The organism is Nonomuraea rubra, assembly GCF_014207985.1.
GTDB lineage: Bacteria > Actinomycetota > Actinomycetes > Streptosporangiales > Streptosporangiaceae > Nonomuraea > Nonomuraea rubra.
In genome coordinates, this window is the sequence record NZ_JACHMI010000001.1 from 10,663,558 (window position 1) to 10,685,177 (window position 21,620).

18 protein-coding genes and 1 pseudogene are annotated in these 21,620 nt (G+C 71.8%); 11 read left to right on the forward strand and 8 right to left on the reverse strand.

Annotated elements, in window-relative coordinates; translation table 11 throughout:
- Positions 1 to 27: 27 nt before the first annotated feature.
- On the forward strand, positions 28 to 1,008 hold the full coding sequence (locus tag HD593_RS48590; protein ID WP_185109652.1) for a hypothetical protein: 981 nt from the start codon (positions 28 to 30) through the stop codon (positions 1,006 to 1,008).
- Positions 1,009 to 1,091: 83 nt separating this feature from the next.
- Here HD593_RS48590 and treZ read toward each other — a convergent pair whose 3' ends face one another.
- The 3 genes from treZ to glgX are packed head-to-tail and all read right to left on the reverse strand — an operon-like array spanning position 1,092 to position 7,357.
- A complete protein-coding gene (gene treZ, locus HD593_RS48595) occupies positions 1,092 to 2,807 on the reverse strand; it encodes a malto-oligosyltrehalose trehalohydrolase (RefSeq protein ID WP_185109653.1) in 1,716 nt (571 codons plus the stop codon).
- Positions 2,797 to 5,271 (reverse strand): malto-oligosyltrehalose synthase, encoded by a 2,475-nt coding sequence (gene treY / locus HD593_RS48600; RefSeq protein ID WP_312904286.1) that lies wholly within the window; start codon positions 5,269 to 5,271, stop codon positions 2,797 to 2,799. The genes treZ and treY overlap by 11 nt, the downstream gene beginning before the upstream one ends.
- Positions 5,264 to 7,357 (reverse strand): glycogen debranching protein GlgX, encoded by a 2,094-nt coding sequence (gene glgX / locus HD593_RS48605; RefSeq protein WP_185109654.1) that lies wholly within the window; start codon positions 7,355 to 7,357, stop codon positions 5,264 to 5,266. Before glgX ends, treY begins: the two co-directional genes overlap by 8 nt.
- A gap of 249 nt (positions 7,358 to 7,606) precedes the next feature.
- On the opposite strand from glgX, the gene mscL reads away from it, so the two are divergent.
- The 3 genes from mscL to pip are packed head-to-tail and all read left to right on the forward strand — an operon-like array spanning position 7,607 to position 9,648.
- Positions 7,607 to 8,029 carry a large conductance mechanosensitive channel protein MscL gene (mscL, locus tag HD593_RS48610; protein WP_185109655.1) on the forward strand — a complete coding sequence of 141 codons (423 nt, stop codon included), beginning with the start codon at positions 7,607 to 7,609 and terminating at the stop codon, positions 8,027 to 8,029.
- Between the two features lie 36 nt (positions 8,030 to 8,065).
- A complete protein-coding gene (locus HD593_RS48615; RefSeq protein ID WP_246547143.1) occupies positions 8,066 to 8,644 on the forward strand; it encodes a hypothetical protein in 579 nt (192 codons plus the stop codon).
- Positions 8,645 to 8,676: 32 nt separating this feature from the next.
- Positions 8,677 to 9,648: a prolyl aminopeptidase gene (gene pip / locus HD593_RS48620; protein WP_185109656.1), complete on the forward strand. Its 972-nt coding sequence runs from the start codon at positions 8,677 to 8,679 to the stop codon at positions 9,646 to 9,648.
- On the opposite strand, the gene HD593_RS48625 is transcribed toward pip, so the two are convergent.
- Together HD593_RS48625 and HD593_RS48630 are read right to left on the reverse strand one after the other, a co-directional pair.
- Positions 9,576 to 10,277 (reverse strand): phosphatase PAP2 family protein, encoded by a 702-nt coding sequence (locus tag HD593_RS48625; RefSeq protein WP_185109657.1) that lies wholly within the window; start codon positions 10,275 to 10,277, stop codon positions 9,576 to 9,578. The two genes, pip and HD593_RS48625, sit on opposite strands and share 73 nt — an antisense overlap.
- A 91-nt stretch (positions 10,278 to 10,368) precedes the next feature.
- Complete coding sequence (locus HD593_RS48630) at positions 10,369 to 10,671, reverse strand: hypothetical protein (protein WP_185109658.1); 303 nt, start codon at positions 10,669 to 10,671, stop codon at positions 10,369 to 10,371.
- 79 nt (positions 10,672 to 10,750) lie between these two features.
- Between HD593_RS48630 and HD593_RS64830 the strand changes: the two genes are divergently transcribed.
- Both HD593_RS64830 and HD593_RS48640 read left to right on the forward strand, forming a co-directional pair.
- A complete protein-coding gene (locus tag HD593_RS64830) occupies positions 10,751 to 11,545 on the forward strand; it encodes a universal stress protein (protein WP_312904288.1) in 795 nt (264 codons plus the stop codon).
- A gap of 10 nt (positions 11,546 to 11,555) precedes the next feature.
- Positions 11,556 to 13,619 (forward strand): sensor histidine kinase, encoded by a 2,064-nt coding sequence (locus HD593_RS48640; protein ID WP_221525348.1) that lies wholly within the window; start codon positions 11,556 to 11,558, stop codon positions 13,617 to 13,619.
- On the opposite strand, the gene HD593_RS48645 is transcribed toward HD593_RS48640, so the two are convergent.
- Positions 13,616 to 14,224 (reverse strand): response regulator transcription factor, encoded by a 609-nt coding sequence (locus HD593_RS48645; RefSeq protein ID WP_185109659.1) that lies wholly within the window; start codon positions 14,222 to 14,224, stop codon positions 13,616 to 13,618. The genes HD593_RS48640 and HD593_RS48645 overlap by 4 nt on opposite strands.
- A gap of 99 nt (positions 14,225 to 14,323) precedes the next feature.
- Between HD593_RS48645 and HD593_RS48650 the strand changes: the two genes are divergently transcribed.
- Complete coding sequence (locus HD593_RS48650; RefSeq protein ID WP_185109660.1) at positions 14,324 to 15,055, forward strand: ABC transporter ATP-binding protein; 732 nt, start codon at positions 14,324 to 14,326, stop codon at positions 15,053 to 15,055.
- A complete protein-coding gene (locus HD593_RS48655; RefSeq protein WP_185109661.1) occupies positions 15,046 to 17,370 on the forward strand; it encodes an ABC transporter permease in 2,325 nt (774 codons plus the stop codon). Before HD593_RS48650 ends, HD593_RS48655 begins: the two co-directional genes overlap by 10 nt.
- On the opposite strand, the gene HD593_RS48660 is transcribed toward HD593_RS48655, so the two are convergent.
- Both HD593_RS48660 and HD593_RS48665 read right to left on the reverse strand, forming a co-directional pair.
- Complete coding sequence (locus tag HD593_RS48660) at positions 17,359 to 18,489, reverse strand: glycosyltransferase (RefSeq protein ID WP_185109662.1); 1,131 nt, start codon at positions 18,487 to 18,489, stop codon at positions 17,359 to 17,361. The genes HD593_RS48655 and HD593_RS48660 overlap by 12 nt on opposite strands.
- The gene (locus HD593_RS48665) at positions 18,486 to 19,448 is read right to left on the reverse strand and encodes a glucosyl-3-phosphoglycerate synthase (protein ID WP_185109663.1); all 963 of its coding nucleotides are present in this window, start codon (positions 19,446 to 19,448) and stop codon (positions 18,486 to 18,488) included. Before HD593_RS48665 ends, HD593_RS48660 begins: the two co-directional genes overlap by 4 nt.
- A 119-nt stretch (positions 19,449 to 19,567) precedes the next feature.
- On the opposite strand from HD593_RS48665, the pseudogene HD593_RS65430 reads away from it, so the two are divergent.
- The 3 genes and pseudogenes from HD593_RS65430 to HD593_RS48675 form a co-directional block, all read left to right on the forward strand.
- Positions 19,568 to 19,867 (forward strand): annotated as a pseudogene (locus HD593_RS65430) (Gfo/Idh/MocA family protein); the annotation flags it as partial.
- 159 nt (positions 19,868 to 20,026) lie between these two features.
- The gene (locus HD593_RS64840) at positions 20,027 to 20,515 is read left to right on the forward strand and encodes a Gfo/Idh/MocA family protein (protein WP_312904292.1); all 489 of its coding nucleotides are present in this window, start codon (positions 20,027 to 20,029) and stop codon (positions 20,513 to 20,515) included.
- Entirely contained in the window at positions 20,502 to 21,611 is a 1,110-nt protein-coding gene (locus HD593_RS48675; protein ID WP_246547145.1) for a zinc-binding dehydrogenase, read from the forward strand. Before HD593_RS64840 ends, HD593_RS48675 begins: the two co-directional genes overlap by 14 nt.
- Positions 21,612 to 21,620: the final 9 nt, after the last annotated feature.

A 21,620-nucleotide genomic window follows, 5' to 3' on the forward strand; every position in this document is an offset into this window, starting at 1 on the left:
TCGACCACACCCACCGGAGGCCCCACCATGAAGATCACGATCCCCCTCCCCCGCACCACGACCACCCAGTTCATCGTCGCGATGGAGCAAACCCCCTTCGACCTCGAGTCCTTCGTCCCGTGGCGCGTCGGCGGCCCCTTCAAACGCGCCGCCATCACCTCAGCAGCCCAGGGCACCCTCGAAGTGACCCTCCACCCCACCCCGTGGAAACCGTCGGCCACCACCTTCACGGACGACGAGAGACGCCGCCTGCGCCGTGCGAAACAACACGTGATCGTGTCCACCACCGCACCACCGCACAGGCTCCCCACCGCCGTGCAGGTGGCCCGCGCCTCGGCCAGGGCGCTGGCCAGGGAGAGCGACGGCCTCCTGATCGACCCGCTGACCGACTCGACCATCCTCACGTGCGGCAGATGCGCGGGCGAGCCCACCCACTTCCGCCTCGACGACGACTGGCTATCCTGGGACGTCCAGGTCCACGACGCCGCCACCTGCCCACCCTGGGACCCGTCCGACCTGGGAGCGTGCGACTGCCTGCGCGTCACGTCCCGCGGCCTGCGCCGCTTCGCCCTGCCGGAGATCACCCTGGACGGCGCCGCCTGCGCCCACAACCTGTGCGCCACCAACCTCCTGCGCACGGTCGCCAACCGCCTGCTGACCGACCACCTGTCCTACCTCGCCACGCACCCTGAGGCCACCGACCGCAAGATCGACGACTTCCTGCACATCCAGCCCGCCGACCAGCCCGACGGCGGCCTCCCGTTCGGCGTCCGCCTGACCCCGTACGACGCGGACACGGGCGAGCTGGGCCGCACCGGCAGCATCCGCCGCCTGAAGGTGGGCCCGGCCCCCGGCACCGGCCAGGTCACCTGCCTCAAGGTCGGCCCGCCCTCAGGCTTCACCGGCTCGCTGAACGACTGGCTCTGCGCCACCCAAGCCGCCCAGCACGCCGCCCTGACCTCGATCGACTTCGCCGCCCCAGACCCGGCACGAGCCCTGGCGGCCTGACCCCGGGCCGCCCGCACCAGCGGCCCACCCCAACCCGCCGAGGCACCACGTTCACCCGGCCATGAGCAGCGAGCGAGCTCAGCTCACCGAGAAGGAGGTCGACAAATCGCCATGGACTGCGCGGGCAGCCGCAACCCCTCGCCATCGGCCGTCACCGGCTCGTCCGAGGCCAGCAGCACCGTCCCGGGCGACAGCGGCAAGGTCACCGACTCCTGCGAGAAGTTGACCGCCACCGCCAGCTTCCCGCGCCACACCAGCAGCCACTTCCCCAGCCGATCCAGCTCCACCCGGACCCGGTCCAGCCGCGGGTCCGACAGCTCCGGCAGCGCCTTGCGCAGCGCGATCAAGTCGCGGTACCAGCACAGCAACGACCAGTGCGCCTCCTCCTTCACCTCACCCCAGTCCAGCTTCGAGCTCAGGAACGACTCCTCGTCCGAAGGGTTCGGCGCCTCCCACACGTACCCGAACCCGTCGAACTCCCGCTCCCTCCGCACCCCCTCGCTGTCGCGCAGCTCGGGCTCCACATGATCGGAGAAGAACAGGAACGGCGTACGCGCCCCCCACTCCTCCCCCATGAACAGCATGGGGGTGAACGGCGAGGTCAGGAGCAGTCCCGCGCCCAGCTTGAGCGCCGGGATCGGCAGGCGGTCACCGGCCGGGCGGTTGCCGATCTGGTCGTGGTTCTGCAGGCAGGCCACCAGCCGGTGCCCCGGCACGCCCGCGAACGAACTGCCGTGCGCCCGGGCCCGGAAGCTGGAATGCGTCCCGTCGTGCACGACCCCCTGCGTGAGGACCTTGGCCAGGGCGGAGAGCTGGGCGAAGTCCTGGTAGTAGCCGTGGCTCTCGCCGCTGACGGCGCAGTGCAGGGCATGGTGCACGTCGTCGTCCCACTGGGCGGTCATGCCGAGCCCGCCGGCGTCGAGCGAGCGCACCATGCGCGGGTCGTTCAGGTCGGACTCGGCGATCAGCGACAGCGGCCGGCCCACGGAGCAGGCCAGCGCGTCCACCTCCTCCGACAGCTCGGCCAGCAGGTGCTTGGCGCGCTTGTCGTGCAACGCGTGCACGGCGTCCAGCCGCAGCCCGTCGATGTGGTAGTCGCGCAGCCACTGCAGCGCGTTGCCGATGAAGTAGCGCCGCACCTCGTCGGACTCCGGCCCGTCCAGATTGACCGCTTCACCCCAGTAGCTGCCGTCGAAGCCGGAGAAGTACGGCCCGAACGGCCGCAGGAAGTTCCCCGAAGGGCCGAGATGGTTGTAGACCACGTCCAGGATGACCCCGATCCCGGCCCGGTGGCAGGCGTCCACGAACGACTTGAGCCCGTCGGGTCCCCCGTACGTCTCGTTCACCGCGTAGAGGTCCACGCCGTCGTAGCCCCAGTTCCGGCCGCCCGGCACCGGTGCGACCGGCATGACCTCCACGAAGTCGACGCAGAGCTCCACCAGGTGCGGCAGCTTCTCGATGGCCGAGGCGAACGTCCCCTCCGGCGTGAACGTCCCGATGTGCAGCTCGTAGATCACGGCTCCGCGCAGGTCGCGGCCCTTCCAGTCGTGGTCGGACCAGGTGAAGCGGGCGTGCTCGTACACCGCGCTCTGCCCGAAGATGCCTTCCGGCTGCCGCCGGGTGCGGGGGTCGGGGTACGGTCCGTCGCCGTCCACCACGAAGGCGTACCGGGTGCCGTGCCCGGCGCCCTCCACCTCCGCAGTCCACCAGCCTCCCTCTCCGGGCGACATCGCCCGGCGCCCGCCCAGGACGTCCACTTCGACCGCCGTGGCCTTCGGTGCCCAGACCTCAAAGATCATGTCTCTCCAGGAGTGAGACCGGATACTGACCGAGCAGGTGGGCGAGCGGGATGCGCCCGGTGAACAACGCGCCGGTGAGCAGGTCCCGCCAGGTGCCCGCGGGCAACGTCAAGGTCGTGGCGCCCCACCCGCCCTCGGCGGCCAGCCGCACGGGCAGCCGGGTAGCGACCACGACCGCCCGCGGCCGCACCCCCGCCTCCACCACAGCCCGCACCCGCGCATGCTCCTCGGCAACAGCCTGGGCTTGGTGCTCGCCCGCGGCCTGGGGTCCGTGCTCGCCTGCGGCCGACAGCCGGTGCTCGCCCGTGGTCTGGGGTCTGTGCTCGCCTGCGGCCAGCGTCCGATGCTCGCCAACGGCGTGGGGCTGGGGCGGGTCGGCAACTTGCGGTCGGTGCTCACCGGCCGCCTGCGCCCGGTGCCCGTCGGCGGACTGGGCTGCTTGCTCTGCGTCGGCATACGCGCCGGTCTCGCCGTCGGCCCGTACTTGCTGCGGCGTGGGGGCGGTGGCTCGGGCGAAGGCGATCACGTGGTCCGCGCGGGCGCCCTCCGCGTGCAGCGGCAGGTACGCGGCCGCGCCCCCCAGCCGGCGGCGCAGGCGCAGGGCCTGGGTGGTGACCAGGAGTTTGGCGGAGTCCCACGAGGTCTCGGGCTTGCACGGGTACGTCACCGGCCGCCGGTTGTCCGGGTCGACGAGGGAGAAGTCCGTCGTCTCGTTACCTTGGTACACGTCCGGCACCCCGGGCATCATGAGCTGCACCAGTTTGGCCCCGAGAGAGTTGGACATGGCGTACGGGTCGACCCGCTCGGTGAAGCCGCCGATCGGGAGGCGGACGGCGGCTTCGGCGAAGGCGCGCAGGCGGCGTTCGTAGCCGGGGTCCGGGTTCACCCAGGAGATGGCGGTCTTGGCCTCGCGGGCGGCCTTGAGCAGGTAGTCGGTGAAGCGTTCGGCGGAGATGGGCCAGGCGGCCATGAGGTTCTGCCAGGCCAGGTAGTCGAGGTGCGGGTCGAAGCTGACCTGCGCCGACCACTCCGCCACGGCCGCCGCCCACTCTCCCGGCATCTCCGAGAGCACCGACAGCCGGGCCCGCACGTCCTCGGAGCGCTTGGTGTCGTGGGTGGACAGCGTGGTCATCGTGTAGGGGAGCATGTCCGCGCAGAACTCGTGAAACTCCTCCACCGACACGCCGAACACGTCCGGCTCGCCGCCCACCTCGTTCAGGCAGGCCAGCGGGAACCACCGGTACAGCGCCGTGTCCTCCACCCCCTTGGCCATGACGGGCCCGCACGACTGCTGGAAGCGGACGATCGCCTCGGCGGAGCCGTACAGGACCTCCTGGACGAGCGGGCGGACGGCGGGTGAGCAGGAGGCGGCGGCCAGCTCGACGGTGTCGATCGCCGAGGGCGGCGGGGGCTCGTCCGGCACCACGTACGCGCGGTAGACCGGCATGGCGGCGAGCAGCTCGCGCACGGCGGCGGGGTCGCAGGAGGTGGCCTTGGCCAGGCGGTCCACCTCGGCGCCGAAGAACAGGTCGAGCACCTCCTGCTTGGCCTGCGCCATCACCGGGCGGTACTCGGCGGGCTGCCCGGTCAGCTCGGTGAACAGCCGGATGAGCGGCTGCTTGCCGGCGGGATCGACGAAGAGGCCGTTGACACGGTTGAGCACCTCGTAGCCGGTGGTGCCGTCGCAGGCCCAGTCGGCGGGCAGCCGTTCGGGGCCGATGAGGATCTTCTCGACGACGGTCCAGGCGCTGCCGGCGCGGGCGCGCAGGCGTTCGAGGTAGCCGCGCGGGTCGGCCAGGCCGTCGGGGTGGTCGACGCGCAGCCCGTCCACGAGCCCTTCGTCGAGCAGCCAGAAGATCACCTCGTGCGTGGCGAACAGCACGGACGGGTCCTCGACGCGCAGCCCGATCAGCGTCGACACGTCGAAGAAGCGCCGGTAGCCGGGCCCTTCGCGCCAGTCGACGAGCCGGTAGTGGCCGGGGTGCGGGAAGGCGTGCTCGTGGTACCGCAGCACGTCGCCGTCCACGACCGGCGGGGTGTCGTCGCCCAGCACGGGCAGCGCGACCTTGCCGTCCACCCAGTCGATGTCGAACCAGCACGCGTACGGCGAGGCGGGCCCGTCCTTCAGCACGGACCAGAACTGGGCGTTCACCGTGTTCATGTGGTTCGGCACGATGTCGACCACGATGCCGAGGTCCTGGGCGGCGAGTTGCTGCGCCATCTCCCTGAACCCGGTGGCGCCGCCGAACTCCTCCCTGATCCTGGAGTGGTCGGTGACGTCGTACCCGTGCTGCGACTCGGGTGTGGCCTGGAGGATCGGCGAGAGGTAGACGTGGCTCACGCCGAGGTCGCGCAGGTAGCCGGCGATCTCGGCCACCTGGGCGAAGCCGAAGTCGGGGGTGAGCTGCACCCGGTAGGTGGAGGAAGGTCTGGACAGGCCCACCGGGTTCGGCGGGCTAGACACGGCGGAGCACCCGCACGCTGCGGCCCGGCACCGCGATCGCGTCGCCCGCCTTCACCATCCGGGCGTCCAGCCTGATCGGCATGGCCGTGTCGATCTCCGTATGCCACATCTCGCCATAGTCCTTGGGGATCGTGAACTTGATCGTGTCGTAGTGGGCGTTGAACAGCAGCAGGAAGGAGTCGTCCCTGATGGTCCGGCCGCGCCGGTCGGGCTCGGTGATGGCGTCCCCGTTCAGGAAGACGGCCAGGGACTTGGCGTATCCGACCGTCCAGTCGCTGTCGGCCATCTCCTCCCCCGACGGCGTGAGCCACGCGATGTCGCGCAGCCCGCGTACCGGTTTGCCGTAGAAGAACCGGCGGCGCCGGAACACCGGATGTTTCTTGCGCAGCTCGGCCAGGCTCTGGGTGAACTCGAGCAGCAGCCAGTTCTCCCTGACGTCGGACCAGTCGACCCAGGTCAGCTCGTTGTCCTGGCAGTAGCCGTTGTTGTTGCCGCGCTGGGTGCGGCCCAGCTCGTCGCCGTGCGAGAGCATCGGCACGCCCTGCGACAGGAACAGCGTGGTGAGGAAGTTGCGTTTCTGCTGCTCGCGCAGCGACTCGACGGCGATGCCGGCGGGGCCTTCCTCGCCGCAGTTCCACGACCGGTTGTCGTCGGTGCCGTCGCGGTTGCCCTCCTTGTTCGCCTCGTTGTGCTTGTTGTTGTACGAGACGAGGTCCTGCAGGGTGAAGCCGTCGTGGCAGGTCACGAAGTTGATGGAGGCGGCGGGGCGGCGGCTGTCGTCCTTGTACAGGTCGCTCGACCCGGTGAACCGGGAGCCGAACTCCGGCAGCGTGGCCGCCTGCCCGCGCCACAGGTCGCGGATCGTGTCGCGGTAGCGCCCGTTCCACTCCGTCCACCGGGACGGGAAGTTGCCCACCTGGTATCCGCCCGGCCCCACGTCCCACGGCTCGGCGATGAGCTTGACCTGCGACAACACCGGGTCCTGCTGCACCAGGTCGAAGAAGGCGCTCAGCCGGTCCACCTCGTGCAGCTCCCGCGCCAGCGTCGAGGCCAGGTCGAACCTGAACCCGTCGACGTGCATCTCGATGACCCAGTAGCGGAGCGAGTCCATGATCATCTGGAGGACGTGCGGCGAGCGCATGAGCAGGCTGTTGCCGGTGCCCGTGGTGTCCACGTAGTACCGCTTGTCGTTCTCGACCAGCCGATAGTAGTTGAGGTTGTCGATCCCCCGGAACCCCAGCGTGGGCCCCAGGTGGTTGCCCTCGGCGGTGTGGTTGTAGACGACGTCGAGGATGACCTCGATGCCCGCCTCGTGCAGCGAGCGCACCATCGCCTTGAACTCCAGCACCTGCCCGCCCCGCTGCCCCTGGCTGGAGTAGCGGTTGTGCGGCGCGAAGAACCCGATCGAGTTGTAGCCCCAGTAGTTCGACAGCCCGCGCTGCTCCAGGATGTGGTCGGTGACGAACTGGTGGACCGGCATCAGCTCCAGCGCCGTCACGCCGAGCTTGGTGAGGTGGTCGAGGATCTCGGGGTGTCCGAGTGCGGCGTACGTGCCGCGCAGGTGCTTGGGGATCTTGGGGTGGCTGATCGTGAGCCCCCGCACGTGCGCCTCGTAGATCACCGTGTCGTGGTACGGCGTCGCGGGCGGCCGGTCGTGCCCCCAGCCGAAGAACGGGTTGATCACCACGGAACGCGGCACGTACGGGGCCGAGTCGCGGTCGTTCTTGATGTCCGGCGAGCCGAACCGGTAGCCGTAGACCGCCTCGTTCCAGTTCACGCCGCCCTCGATGGCCATGGCGTACGGGTCGAGCAGCAGCTTGTTGGGGTTGCACCGCATGCCGCGCGCCGGGTCGTACGGCCCGTGGACGCGGTAGCCGTACCGCTGCCCAGGCCCGATGCCCGGCAGGTAACCGTGCCAGATGAACCCGTCGACCTCGCTCAGCTGCACCCGCGACTCGACGTGGTCCTCGTCGAACAGGCACAGCTCGACCTTGTCGGCCACCTCGGTGTAGAGCGAGAAGTTGGTGCCGGCGCCGTCGTAGGTCGCTCCGAGCGGATAGGGGTCTCCCGGCCAGATCTCGATCATCGAGGCTCCCTTGCGGTCTCTCCCCATGTTCCGTTCCCCCGCTCTACCGGACAACCCCGGGCCCCACTAGATCACTCTGTTCCTTCCCACGCTCGCGGCGTCATTACTCCGGCTGGCTCCGTACGAGGTCAAAAGGGGTGGACCGCCCCGACGGCGCGGTATCGGAGGCGGCCCACGCACCCAGCATCCCCCGGGCGTCAAGCGGGCGGGCCGGTTTCAGCGCGCCTTCTGCGGCAATGTGCCGTCCCCATGGGCGGTTTCAAGCAGTTCTTACTCCGTGGCAACATCGTCGAGCTCGCCGTCGCCGTGATCGTCGGCGCCACGTTCAGCGGCCTCGTCCAGGCCCTGGTACGCGATCTGGTCACCCCGCTGATCGGCGCGGTCACCGGCGGCCGGCAGCCGAACTTCGCCGAGTACTCGTTCACCGTCAACGGCAGCCAGTTCAAGTACGGCGACTTCCTCAACCACCTGATCACCTTCCTGATCATCTCGGCCATCGTCTACTGGCTGGTCGTGGCCCCGATGACCCGGCTGATCAGCCTGCTTGACCGGAACAAGTCGGCCGCGACCAAGCAGTGCCCCGAGTGCCTGTCCGACATCCCGGCCGAGGCCCGCCGATGCGCGCACTGCACGGTGGAGCTGGTGCCGGATTCGGAAAAACCCAGGCCATGACGCGCGATGGCGGCACCGGTCCGTCAAGATGGACCGATGAGCGTTGAGTTGATGGTCTGGGACGAGCCGGTGCCGATCAGCAGGGACCAGGCGCGCGCGACGTACCTGGCGGTCAAGCGGACCCCGCCCGGCGCCGACGCCGAGCCCGACGTGGCCAAGGAGCTGCCGGGCGAGGTCACGCTCTATCCGGGGCACGTGCTGGTGAGCATGGACCTGGACACGATGGACGAGCTGTCGGCGCAGGTCTTCACGGTCGCGCGGGCGCACGGGCTGGTGTGTTACGACCCTCAGCGGGATCTGGTGCACAACGTGGCGCCGCTGGGGGTGTACGAGGGGATGCAGCTGCACACCGGGGACGGGATGGTGGTCAACGATCCCGACCTCGGGTTGATCCATGACGTGCTGGGGACGATGTCGGCGCAGAACCCGTTCGTGGCGCTGGTGAACTTCGGGCAGCACTTCCTGCAGGTCTCGCCGGGGTTCGAGCTGGAGTACAAGGAAGGGGCGATGGTCCGGGCGATGGTGCCCGAACTGGACGAGGTGCGGCAGTCCTTCAACGAGTACGCGACGGGCGATCGGGCGTTCCTCAGCCGTTACGAGTGGTCCACGGCCTGATCCGACCACGGGATGCGGCAGGATCGGGGCGTATGAGAACCCTGTACCCGCCCATCGAGCCGTACGAGTCGGGCCTGCTCGACGTCGGCGACGGAAACCAGATCTACTACGAGGTCTGCGGCAACCCGGACGGCAAGCCCGCCGTCATGATCCACGGCGGCCCCGGAGGCGGGTGCAGCGCCAAGCACCGCCGCCAGTGGAACCCGGAGCTCTACCGCATCGTCCTGTTCGACCAGCGCAACTGCGGCCGGAGCCTGCCGCACGCCAGCGACCCGGCGACCGACCTGTCCGCCAACACCACGTGGCACCTGGTGGCCGACATGGAGCGGCTGCGCGAGCACCTGGGCATCGAGCGCTGGCAGGTGTTCGGCGGGTCGTGGGGCAGCGCGCTGGCCCTGGCCTACGCGCAGACGCACCCCGGCAGGACGAGCGAGCTGGTGCTGCGCGGGATCTTCCTGCTGCGGCCGCAGGAGCTGCGCTGGTTCTACCAGGAGGGCACCTCCTACCTGTTCCCCGACCTGTGGGAGAGGTACCTGGCGCCGATCCCGGAGGAGGAGCGGGGCGATCTGATCGCCGCGTTCGGCAGGAGGCTGGAGGGCACGGACGACGCGGCCCGGCTGGCGGCGGCCAAGGCGTGGTCGCAATGGGAGGGCGGCACGGTCACGCTGCTGCCCTCTCCGGAGCTGGTGGCGGAGTTCGGCGAGGACAGGCATGCCGTCTGCTTCGCCAGGATCGAGAACCACTACTTCCGCCACGGCGGCTGGTTCGAGCCGGCCGACCAGCTCATCAGGGACGTCGAGAAGATCAGGCACATCCCGGGGGTGATCGTGCAGGGCCGGTACGACTCCTGCACGCCCGTGGCCACGGCCTGGGACCTGCACAAGGCGTGGCCCGAGGCCGAGTTCCACCTGGTCCACGACGCCGGCCACGCCTACTCGGAGCCGGGCATCCTGGACCGGCTCATCGAGGCGACCGACCGGTTCGCGATCGGCGGTTCCGCGTAAGGAGCCGGCTGGTTCGCGAGCGGCGGCTTCGCGTAAGGAGCCGACGGGTTCGCGTGAGGGGCCGGCCGGGAGGGCTCGCTCTGGCCGCCGAGCAGGCGGGCGCGGGCGAGCCGTACGGCGGGGGTGACCGCTCCCACCAGCAGCAGCGTGAACAGCGGGGCGAGCGCCACGCCCAGCAGGAAGCCCGCGGCCACGTCGTGCGGGTAGTGCACCCCGACGAACACCCGCGAGAACGCCATGACGGCGGCCAGCGGGAACACCAGCCAGGCCAGGCCGCGCCAGGCCAGCACGAGCGTGGCCGCCGCGCCCGCCGCGATGACCGAGTGGTTGCTGGGGAAGGACCAGTCGTCCAGGGGCGGGCAGGCGGCGATGGTCGCCACGCCGCCCCGGCACGGCCGGTCCTCCCGGACGAGCAGCTTGACGACCTCGCTCACCACGTACGCGCCCACGATCCCCGCGGGCCCGGCGATCACGAGCGCCAGGTCACGCGCCGGCCCCCGCCACGCTCGCACGGCGGCCACCACGAACAGCGCCGCGAAGAGGAATAACCCGGCATCGGTGCCGACCTCGGCAAAGGTGTGCAGCCATGCGGGGGTGGTGAGCGAGAAGCCGACGATGTCGTTGTACACGCGTGTCCAATCCGTGAACGATCAATGGACACGACCTTACGGACTGAAGGCGTGACATGCCTCGACCAATCGGCCGAAAAGCACCTTTGACTTAAGTGAGGAACCGCCGGGCCAGCGCCGCCTGCCGGGTCTCCAGCTCGCCGCGGGTGATCAGCCCGCGATCGAACGCCTCGGTGGTGGCGTCGCGCTCGGCGACGTAGTAGGCGGCCATGATCTCGCTGCGCAGCGGCGTGAACCCGCGCTCCACGCAGTCGGAGAAGATGGTCACCTTGCGCTCCACGGCGTCCGAGGCCACCGTGCACGCCAGATCCCGCTCCCTGAGCTGCTCGACCGCTTCGCGGAGGGTGACGGGACCGAGGGACCCGTTGAACCGGGTTTCAAGGGTGATCTTCACTTTCTTTGCGCCTCCGTAGGTTTGCAACGTTCGGAGGAAGGCCGCGTATTCCCAGTTCAGAGCGGGTAAGAGGGCAATCGTGATCGGAGCGCACGTGATCGTCGGATACTCGAACGACGCGGGCGGGAGGGACGCTCTCGCCCTCGGTTCCGCGATCACCCGTGTCACCGGCGGCGAGCTCACGATCGCCACGATCTACCCGCCCGGCAGCCCGGGGCTCGCGGTCGAGGCGCAGGCGAACCTGGCGCACGCGGCCGAGGAGCTGGGGCCGATCCCCGCCGAGTACATCACCTACGAGAGCAGGGGCACCGGGCGCGGCCTGTCGGTGCTGGCGAGCAGGATCAGGGCCGACCTGATCGTGGTCGGCTCGGCGTCCGGCGGGCAGCACGGCCGCATCGCGATCGGCACCACCGCCGACCACCTGCTGCACCTGTCGTCCGAGGCGGTCATGGTGGCACCCGCCCAGTACGTGCCGCCCACCGAGCCCGGCCGCCTCACGCTGGCGTACGTGCACCGGCCCCAGTGCGACGCGGCCGTCGGCCAGGTGGCGCAGGCGGCGCTGCGGCTGGGCGTGCCGCTCCGGCTGATCACCCTCGACCTGCGCACCGAGGACCAGGGCAAGCTCAGGGACGACCTGGCGCTGGCCGTCCGGCTGGCCTGGGAGCAGACCGGGATCGAGGCGGAGTCGGAGGTGGCCGAGGGCCACGACGTGACGGCCGCGCTGGCGGACGTGGAGTGGCTGCCCGGCGAGCTGCTGGTGTGCGCGGCGAGCGAGGACGCCCAGCCGCACCGGGTGTTCCTCGGCGAGCTGGCCATGAAGGTGCTGCGTGCCTCCGCCTGCCCTGTCACCGTGCTGCCGAAGGGCTTCTCCTAGGCTTGCGGGTGTGTTACTGGCGCGAGTGATCGTGGTGGCGGTGCTGGCCGCGTTGTCCAGCGTGTACGTGCTGGCGGGCGCGGCCGGGGTGGTGCTCGTGTTCGCCGTGCAGTGCCTCTACACCCTCTGGGCCAGGAGGTGGTGGCTGCTGGCCGCGCAGGCCGTGCTCGTCTACTGGGTGACGCTGGGGTCCGGCGCGTCCGTGGTCGTGCTGGGCTTCCTGGCGGGGTCGCTGCTGGTCACGCGGCTGTGGGCGGTGGCGCCCGGGGTGGTGTTCAGCGCGGTCGTGATCGCGTACGCCCGGGGCGGCGACGTCGCCACGACGCTCGACCTGGCGATCACCACGGTGCTGATGACGTTGATCGTGCCGGGGCTCATCCGGCTGGTGGAGCGCGTGGACGAGCTGCACGCCACCCGCCGGGCGCTGGCCGCGGCGGCGGTGGGCGAGGAGCGGCTGCGCATCGCGGCCGAGCTGAGCGACGGCCTGGGGCGCGGGCTGGCGACGATCATGGCCGGGGTGCGCCGGGCCATGAGCGGCTCCGGGGCCGGGGAGCTGGGCGAGGTGGTGAGCGCGGCACGGCGTTCGCTGACGGACGCGCGGGCCGCGGCGGCCGGCTACCGGGCGATGTCGCTGACCCCCGAGCTGACCACGGCCAGGGCCATGCTGGCGGCGGCCGGGGTGAGCGTGGAGGTGCGTGCCGGGCACGCCGAGCCGCTGGGCCCGGCGGGCGCGCTGCTCGCGACCGTGCTGCGCGAGGCCGTCACCGACGTCGTACGCCGCGGCACCGCCGGCCACTGCCTGATCGAGACCGTGGAGCGGTCCGGCACGGTGACCCTGCGCGTCACCGACGACGGCCGCCGCACCGCCGAGGACGACGCGCTGAGCGACCTGGCCACCCGGGTCAGGGCCGCCGGCGGCAGGCTGGCCGGCGGCCTGTCCGACCAGGGCCGCCACACGGTCGAGGCCGCCCTGCCCGCCCCGCAGCGGGGGCCGGACGAGCGCGAGCCCGCGGACCTGTCCGTGCTGCTCCTGGCCGCCGTGCTGGTCGGCTTCAGCCTCAAGGCCCTGCTCCAGATCCCGGCGAACCTCCTCCTGCCCGCCACCGCGCTGCTGGCCGTCATCGTGGTCATGCAGCTCAGGTCCGTCACGGGCCGGCACATGACGGCGCTGAGCGTGATGGCGGTGCTGGCGTTCGCGCCGATCCCGCTGTTCGGGCCGATCTGGCTGGGCGCGGGCGGCTTCCTGGCGGGCCCGGTGCTGCTGGCCTTCCGCCCGCGTACGGCCTGGCCGCTGGTCGCCGCGATCATCGCCGCGACGGCGGCCGTGGCCGCGGCGTACGGCCTGCCCCTGCCCGCGGCCGCGAACGTCACCGTGAGCAACCTCGTCACCGGCCTGGTCGTCTACAGCCTGCTGCGCCTGGCCGGGCTGGCGAAGGAGCTCCAGGCGGCCAGGGAGGACCTGGCGCGTTCGGCTGTTGTCGAGGAGCGCCTGCGTGCCGCCCGCGACCTGCACGACCTGCTCGGCCACAACCTGGCCGCGATCCTGCTCAAGTGCGAGCTGGCCCGCCGCCTGCCGCCGGACCGGGCGCGGGCGGAGCTGGCGGACGTGCTGGAGATGGCCGAGCGGGCCGAGCACGACCTGCGCTCGGTCTCGGGCGAGCAGCTCGACCTCTCGCTCGCCGCCGAGGCGGAGTCCGCCGCGTCCGTGTTGCGCGCGGCGCGCGTGGAGGTGCGTGCCGGCCTGGCGCACCCGCCGCTGCCCGCCGAGGTCGAGACCGTGCTCAGCGCCGTCCTGCGCGAGGCCGTCACGAACGTCCTGCGTCACAGCACCGCCCGCCACTGCGTGATCGGCACGGCCGCCGAGGGCGACCGGGTGCGCCTGACCGTACGCAACGACGGCGCCCGCACCGCCGAGGCCCGGCGCGGCTCGTCGGGCCTGGGCAACCTGACGACCCGCCTGGCGGCGCTGGACGGCCGGCTCACGACCGGCGTCGAGGACGGCTGGTTCCGGCTCGACGCCACGGCCCCGCTGGTACCCGCCGCTACGCCCCTGGTCCAGGCCATGGCGCGCTAGATCCAGCCCGCCTCGGTGGCCAGGCGGACCGCGTCGGTGCGGTTGCGGGCGTTCAGCTTGGCCACGATGGCCGTCAGGTAGTTGCGCACGGTCCCGGCGGTCAGGTGCAGCCGCGCCGCGATCTCGGGCGCGTCCAGGCCGTCGGCGACCAGCCGCAGCACGTCGGCCTCGCGCGGCGTGAGCGGGTTGTCGGCCAGGTCCCACGCCGTGACGGCCAGCGACGGGTCCAGAACCCGCTTGCCCGCCGCGACGTCGCGGATCGCGCCCACCAGCTCCTCGGGCGGCGCGGTCTTCAGCAGGAACCCGCCCACCTGCGCCGCCAGTGCCCGCTTGAGGTGCGCCGGCTTGCCGTGCCCGGTGAGCATGAGCGTGCGGCACGACGGCACGCGGGCGCTGATCCGCGCGGCGGCCTCCAGCCCGTCGAGCTCGCCGGGCATGTCGATGTCCAGGACGGCCACGTCGGGGAGCTCCACGGCGGCCGAGGCGACGGCGGCGGCGCCGGACTCGACGGAGGCGACCACCTCCAGGTCCGGCTCCAGCCCGAGCAGCGCCGTGAGGGCGCCCCTGATGACCGCCTGGTCTTCGGCCAGAAGTATGCGAATCACGTAGATATTGTCCACCAGTGTCCGGATCATGATGACGTCATGGGTGATCGGTGACGGGCTCTCTGGGGCGCGTACGCGCTGGTCGGCACGCTGGAGGACATGACAGAGGCAGTGCGGCTGGACGCCGTGAGCAAGGTGTACGGGAAGGGTCAGGGCGCGGTGGCGGCCCTGCGGGAGGTGTCGGTGGGCATCCCGCGCGGCTCGTTCACCGCGGTGATGGGGCCGTCGGGGTCGGGCAAGAGCACGTTCCTGCACTGCGCGGCGGGGCTGGACGTGCCGTCGTCCGGCTCGGTGCGGCTTGGCGGCACCGAGCTGGCCGGGATGGGCGAGACCGAGCTGACCGAGCTGCGCAGGGAGCGGGTCGGCTTCGTGTTCCAGGCGTTCAACCTGGTCTCGGCGCTCGACGTGGTGGAGAACGTCACCCTCCCGCTCCGCCTGTCCGGCACCCGGGTGCCGCGCGGCCGGCTGGAGGAGATCCTGCGCAGGGTGGGCCTGGAGGGTCGCGCCGGGCACCGTCCCGCGCAGCTCTCGGGCGGCCAGCAGCAGCGGGTGGCCATCGCCAGGGCGCTGATCACCGGCCCCGAGGTGGTGTTCGGCGACGAGCCGACCGGGGCGCTGGACACGATGACGGCCAGGGACGTGCTGCGGCTGCTGCGCGAGGTGGTCGACGGCCTGGGGCAGACCGTGGTGATGGTGACGCACGACCCGCTGGCGGCTTCGTACGCCGACACCGTGCTGTTCCTGGCCGACGGCCGGATCGTGGACTCGATGAGCGGCCCCACTCCGGAGAAGGTGGCCGAGCGGATGACCAGGCTGGGGGCGTGGAAGTGATCGGCTTCGCGTGGAAGACGCTGCGTGACCGCAAGGGCGCGTTCGCGGGCGCGTTCGTGGCGCTGCTGTGCGCGGCCGCGCTGGTGTGCGCGTGCCTGATGCTGCTGGAGACCGGGCTGCGCGGCTCGGTCTCGCCCGAACGGTACGCGGGCGCGCCCGTGATCGTGGCCGCCGACCAGTTCGTACGGGAGACCGTCGACAAGGGCGACGGCGAGACCAAGACGAAGGCCAAGCCGCTGGCCGAGCGGGCCTGGCTGCCCGAGTCGGTCGTCGGGACGCTGCGGCGCACGCCCGGCGTGTCGAAGGTGGTGGCCGAGGTGACGTTCCCGTTCGGCCCGTACACGGGTCATGGCTGGGAGTCGGCCGCGCTCACCCCGTTCACGATCGCGCGGGGGCGCGAGCCGCGGGCCGGCGGCGAGATCGTGGTGGACGCCCGCGCCGGGCTGGAGGTGGGGGCGCGGCTGCGCGGCTACCGGGTCGTGGGCGTCACCGCGCAGGCCCTGCCGAGCCAGGACACCGTGTTCTTCAGCACCGCGCAGGCCCGCCGCCTGGCCGGGCACCCCGGCATGGTCAGCGCCGCCGGCGTCTTCCCCGCCGTCGCGCGGGCGCCGCAGGGTACCGTGCTGTATGCCGGGGAGGAGCGCGGCAGGCTGGAGTTCCTGGACGCGGAGCAGGCCAGGGTCAAGCTGATCAGCATGGGCGGCGCGCTGGCCGGGACGTCGCTGATCGTGGCGATCCTCGTCGTGGTGGGCACGTTCGCGCTGTCGATCCAGCAGCGCCAGCGGGAGCTCGCGCTGCTGCGGGCCGTGGCCGCCACGCCGCGCCAGGTCCGCCGGCTGGTGGGCGGCCAGGCGCTGGTGGTGGGCCTGCTGGCGGGGGTGCCGGGGGCGGCCGCGGGGGTCGGGCTGGGCCTGTGGCTGCACTCGATCTTCGTGTCGCTCGGCGCGACCCCGGCGAATCTGTCGCTGGTCGTCAGCCCGTTCCCGCCGCTGGCCGCACTGCTCGCCACCGTCGCCGCCGCCTGGGCCGCGGCCCGCGTCTCGGCCCGCCGCCTGGCCAGGATCCGCCCGGTGGAGGCGCTCGGCGAGGCCGCCCTCGACGGCGGACGGCTGCCCCGGTGGCGGCTGGTGGCGGGGCCGGTGCTGGTGGCCGGGGCCGTGGCGCTCACCCTGGTGCTGTCGGGGCTGGACACGGAAGCCGCGGCCACCCCGGTGACCATGCTGACCGCGCTGCTGTGGACGGTCGCCGTGTCGGTGCTCGGGCCGCTCCTGGCCAGGGCCGTCCGGCTGGTCCCGCTGCCGTGGGCCGGCGGGAGCGGTTTCCTGGCCGCCAGGAACCTGCGCGCCACCCCCAGGGCGCTGGCCGCCGTGCTGTCGCCGCTCACCCTGATGGTGGCGATGACCTGCACGATCCTGTTCGCCCAGACCACGATGGGCGCCGCCGCCCAGGAGCAGGCCGCCGCCGGCACCCGCGCGGACCACGTGCTGCCCGGCGCCTCCGCCGAGGAGATCCAGCGGATTCCCGGCGTCCAGGCCGTCACGCGGGTGCTGCGCACCTCGGTGCGGTTCGGCCTGGACAAGTACCAGGCCCAGGCCGTCACGTACGACCCGCGCACGATGGACCTCGGCATCGTCTCCGGCACGATGGACGGCTTCGGCCCCGGCTCGGTGGCGCTCAGCGGCACCGCCGCCGCCCACCTCTCGCTCTCGCCGGGTGACCAGGCCAGGCTCACGCTCGGCGACGGCACCCCGGCCACGCTGAAGGTGGCCGCCGTCTACTCCCGCGGCCTCGGCTTCGGCGACGTGACGCTGCCGTACGAGCTGGTACGCGGCCACGTGGACGACCCGGCGGGCACCCTCCTGGTCTCGGCCCCCGGGGTCACCCTGCCGGGGGCGGCTCCCGAGGCGGCCACCACCGGCTCCGCCGACCCGCAGGTCACCTTCGTGGCGCTCGGCCTGATCATCGCCTTCACCGCCATCGCCGTGGTCAACACCCTGGCCATGGCCACCTCGGGCCGGGCCAGGGAGCTGGCCGTGCTCCGCCTGGCGGGCACCACCCGGCGTCAGGTCCTGCGCATGCTGCGCCTGGAGACGCTCTGCGCCGTGCTGGCCTCCGCCGTGACGGGCACGGTGGTGGCGGTGGTGACGCTGGCGGCGTTCGGGGCGGGGATGACGGGGTCGGCGGTGCCGTACGTGCCGCCGGTGGCGTACGCGCTGGTGATCGCCGCCGCGACGGCCCTGGCCCTGCTGGCCACGGCTCTCCCTGCCCGGCTGGCGCTCAGGACCCGCCCGGCGGAGGCGGTGTCATCGACCTGAGAGGACCTTCTCGTACAGGTCCAGGTACCGGTCCGCCATCACCGACGGCGAGAAGCGGCGGAAGGCCTCCTGGCGGCACTCCTCCGGGTCGATGTCGCCGACCCGGAGCACCCACTCCGCCAGCTCCGCCTCGGTGTCGGCGAGGAAGCCGGTGCGGCCGTGGTCGATGATCTCCGGCAGGCAGCCGCGCCGCAGGCCGACGGGCGGGACGCCGAGTGCCAGGGCCTCCACGACCGCCGTGCCGCCCGGCTCGTCCCACTGGATGGGGAACAGCGCGGCGCGGGCCGAGGCGTACAGGTAGTCCCGCTCCGGGCCGCCCACCGCGCCGACCCAGCGGACCAGGTCGCCGTCGAGGTAGCGGGAGACCTGGTCGAGGTGGTAGCGCACGTCCGGGTGGCTGTGCAGCGGGTGGTACGGGTTCTGGGCGACGACGTCCAGCTCGGCGGGGGTGTTGCGGCCGCTGACCGGGCCGGCCAGGACCAGCGGGAGCCCGAGCTTCTGGCAGATCCTGGCCGCCACGTGCTGGCCCTTGAGCCCGCAGATGCGGCCCATCACCACCAGGTGCTCGCCCTGGTCCGCGCGCGTGTCCCAGCCGGTGAGCGGGTCGGCGAGCGGGGTGGCGAGGTGGACGGCGCCGAGCGAGGCGGCGCGCAGGGCCTCGGGGGCGCGGGCGATCTGCGACTCCGAGACGCCGTTGACCGCGATCGACGGCGGGAACGCGCCGTAGAAGGCGGGGTGTTTGTGCAGGTCCCAGTGGAGGGTGTGCAGGACGGGCGGGCCGCCGAACGCCGAGAGCACCGTGGGGCCGACCACCTCGACGTGGTCGTGCACGAGGTCGATGTCGTCGCGCCCGCGCAGCTCGTCCACCACCCGGGCCAGGTGGGCGTGGGTGATGCCCATGACCTGGTTGTACGGTTTCTGCAGCTCGCTGAACTGCTCGTCGTCGTACGCGCTGATCAGCTCGTCCACCTCGAGCGTGCTGGAGCCGACGGAGGCCAGCACCACCTGCACGCCTCGCGAGCGCAGCGCGGGCACCAGCGTGGCCACCACGTTCTCGATCCCGCCGTAGCCGGCGGGCGGAACCGTGAGCCACGGCCCCGCGTTCACCAGGACTTTCATGCCAGATCCTCCTCCAGGACGAGGGAGGCGAGCGGAGGTCGCTCCGCCACGGCCACGTCCACCAGGTCGGCCTGCCCTTCGAGCCCGAACTGCAGGAGCGTGTGCGCCGGGGGCTCCGACGCGAGCACGCGGCCCTGCCGTTCCAGGCGGGACCAGGCGGTGAGCATGATCTGCCCGGCCATGCGGCCGAGTGCGGGGATCGACTGGTGAGTGTGCGTGCGGTGCCCCAGGTCCACCTGCGCCATGGCGTCCAGCCCGATGAGCTGGAGCAGGTCGACGAGGAGGCCGAACTCCACGCCGTACTCGGTGACGAAGGGCACCCGTTCGAGCACCTCGCGCCGGGCGGCGTACTCGCCGCCGAGCGGCTGGGCGAAGCCGGCCAGCTCCGGCCAGAACATATTGAGCAGCGGCCTGGCCACCAGCTCGGTCACGCGCCCGCCGCCGCCCTGCTGGGCGGCGCCGTCCGAGCCGATGTAGGGCCGTTCGTAGGTCGCCTTGACGAACTGGGTGTCGGCGTCGACCAGCAGCGGGCCGACCAGGCCCGACACGTAGTGCGCGCCGAAGCTGCGCAGGTCGGCGTCGATGTAGACGACGATGTCGCCCTTGGAGGCGGCAAGCCCCTTCCACAGGGCCTCGCCCTTGCCTGTGAGGGGTGGGAGGTGGGAGAGGACCTCTCCCTGCGCCACCACGCGGGCGCCCGCCTCGCGGGCCCGCTGGGCGGTGGCGTCGGTCGAGTTGGAGTCGACGACGAGGATCTCGTTGACGAGCGGTGTGCGCTCGACGAGGTCACGGCGGATGGCGGCGACGATGTCGCCCACCGTGTTCTCCTCGTCGCGTGCGGGAAGCACCACGCTGACCGTGGTGTCTCCCTTGGCCATCATTAAGGCGTCCACCGGCCACTCTGCTGCGGTGCTCGAGTGCGGGCCGTACCACTCCTGGACCCTGGCCAAGGCTCGCATATCTGTCTCCATGCATCAGCCCCGATCTCATGAGGTCACGGCTTCTGCCCGGTCCATGGGCACTTGAACATGTTTGTTTGATTCGGCCTAGACGTGGCATATGCCGGGTTGTGTCCCCTATGACCCGTGTCGGCATCGTGGGTGCCGGAAATGTCGCCGCTCGTCATGCTGACGTCCTGTCCGGATTCCCCGATGTCACGATCGCTGGAATCGCCGACACCGATCCCCACAGGGCCGAGGCGCTGGCCTCGAAGCATGGCTCCCCCGCCTATGCCGGCCATGCCGACCTGCTCGCTGCCGGCGGTCTTGACGCCGTCTACGTCTGCGTGCCTCCTTTCGCGCACGGTAACCCGGAACATGATGTTCTGTCGTGCAATCTCCCGATTTTCGTGGAAAAACCCCTTTCGCTGGATCTCAAAACCGCAGAATCCATCGCGTCCGAAATCGAGCGGAGATCTCTGCCTTCGGCGGTCGGTCACCACTGGCGTTATCTGGACATCGTCCAGCAGGCCGGCGACCTGCTCTCCGGCCGTCCCGTACGGCTCGCGCTCGGCCACTGGCTGGACAAGGTGCCACCGGTGGCGTGGTGGCTCGACCCGAGCAGGTCCGGCGGCCAGATCGTGGAGCAGGCGGTCCACGTCCTGGACCTGGCCCGGCTGCTGGTGGGCGAGGTGTCCATGGTGCACGTGGTGCCCGCCGAGAACGCCGTGAACGGCGAGGTGGACCGGGCCACGGCCGCGGTGCTGCGCTTCTCCGGCGGGGCCGCCGGGCTGCTTGCCACCTCCTGCCTGCTCACCCGCAAGCACCGGGTGGGGCTGGAGGTGTGCGCCGACGGGATCGCGCTGGAGGTCAGCGAGACCAGGCTGCTGGTGGACGGCGAGCGCGCGATCGAGGACGACGGCCAGGCCAAGGTGCGGGTGGACCGGGAGTTCATCAACGCCGTGCAGGGCAGGCGGGCCGACGTCCGCGTACCGTACGAGGAGGCGCTGCGGACCCACCGCCTTGCGCTGGCACTCGCCAAGTCCGCCGTCGAACGGAGGCCGGTGACGCTCGATGATGACCAGTAACGTTCTCAGCATCGACGAGCCGGGCGAGGTCTGCCTGGTCGAGGAGAAGCTGCCCGACGTGCCCGAGGGCGGCTTCCTGGTGGAGACCGTCTACAGCGGGGTCTCGGCCGGCACCGAGCTGACCTACGTCAAGGGCACCAACCCCTACCTCACCTCGACGTGGGACCCGGCGCTCGGGCTGTTCCTGGAGGGCTCGCCGTCGGTGTCGTACCCGGTGCGCGGCATCGGGTACATGCAGGTCGGCAGGGTGGCCGAGACGCGGACGCGGGCCGTGAGCGAGGGCGCGCTGGTCGCGATGTGCTACGGGCACCGCACGGCGTACGTGGCCGACCCGATGACGGACCGGTTCGTGGAGCTGCCGGGCGACCTCGACCCCATCCTCGGCATCTACGTCGCCCACATGGGCCCCATCTGCGCCAACGGCCTGCTGCACGCGGCGCACGACCTGCACGGCCCGGCCGTGCGCGACCTCGGCGACGGCGTGCGCGGGCGGCGCGTCGTGGTGGTGGGCGCGGGCGTGGTCGGGCTGCTGACGGCCCTGTTCGCCGTCTCGGGCGGCGCGGCCGAGGTCGTGGTCGTGGACGAGACCCCGGCCAGGCTGGAGATCGCCGCGGCGCTCGGCGCGAGCGTGCTGGCCACCGGCGACGACCCCGCCGTCGTGCTCAAGCGCCGCTGGCGGCACGCCCCGAACGACCGCGGCGCGGACGTGGTCTTCCAGTGCCGCGGCCGGCCCAGGGCGCTGGCGCTCGGGCTACGGCTCCTGCGCCCCCAGGGCACGCTGGTTGACCTGGCCTTCTACACCGACGGCGCCGACGAGGTACGCCTCGGCGAGGAGTTCCACCACAACGGGCTGACCCTGCGCTGCGCCCAGATCGGCCGGGTGCCGCGCGGCCTGGCCCACGCCTGGGACAGGGAGCGGCTCTCGCACGAGACCATCGCCCTGCTCAGGCGGCACGGCGGCCCGCTACGCGAGCACGTGATCACTGATGTCGTCGGCTTTTCTGATGCGCCCCGACTCCTGACCGGACTCGCGGCGCGACGGCTTCAGACCGTTCAGGCTGTGCTCCGCGACGATGTCCAGGACGAGGGCGGCTGACCAGCTGAA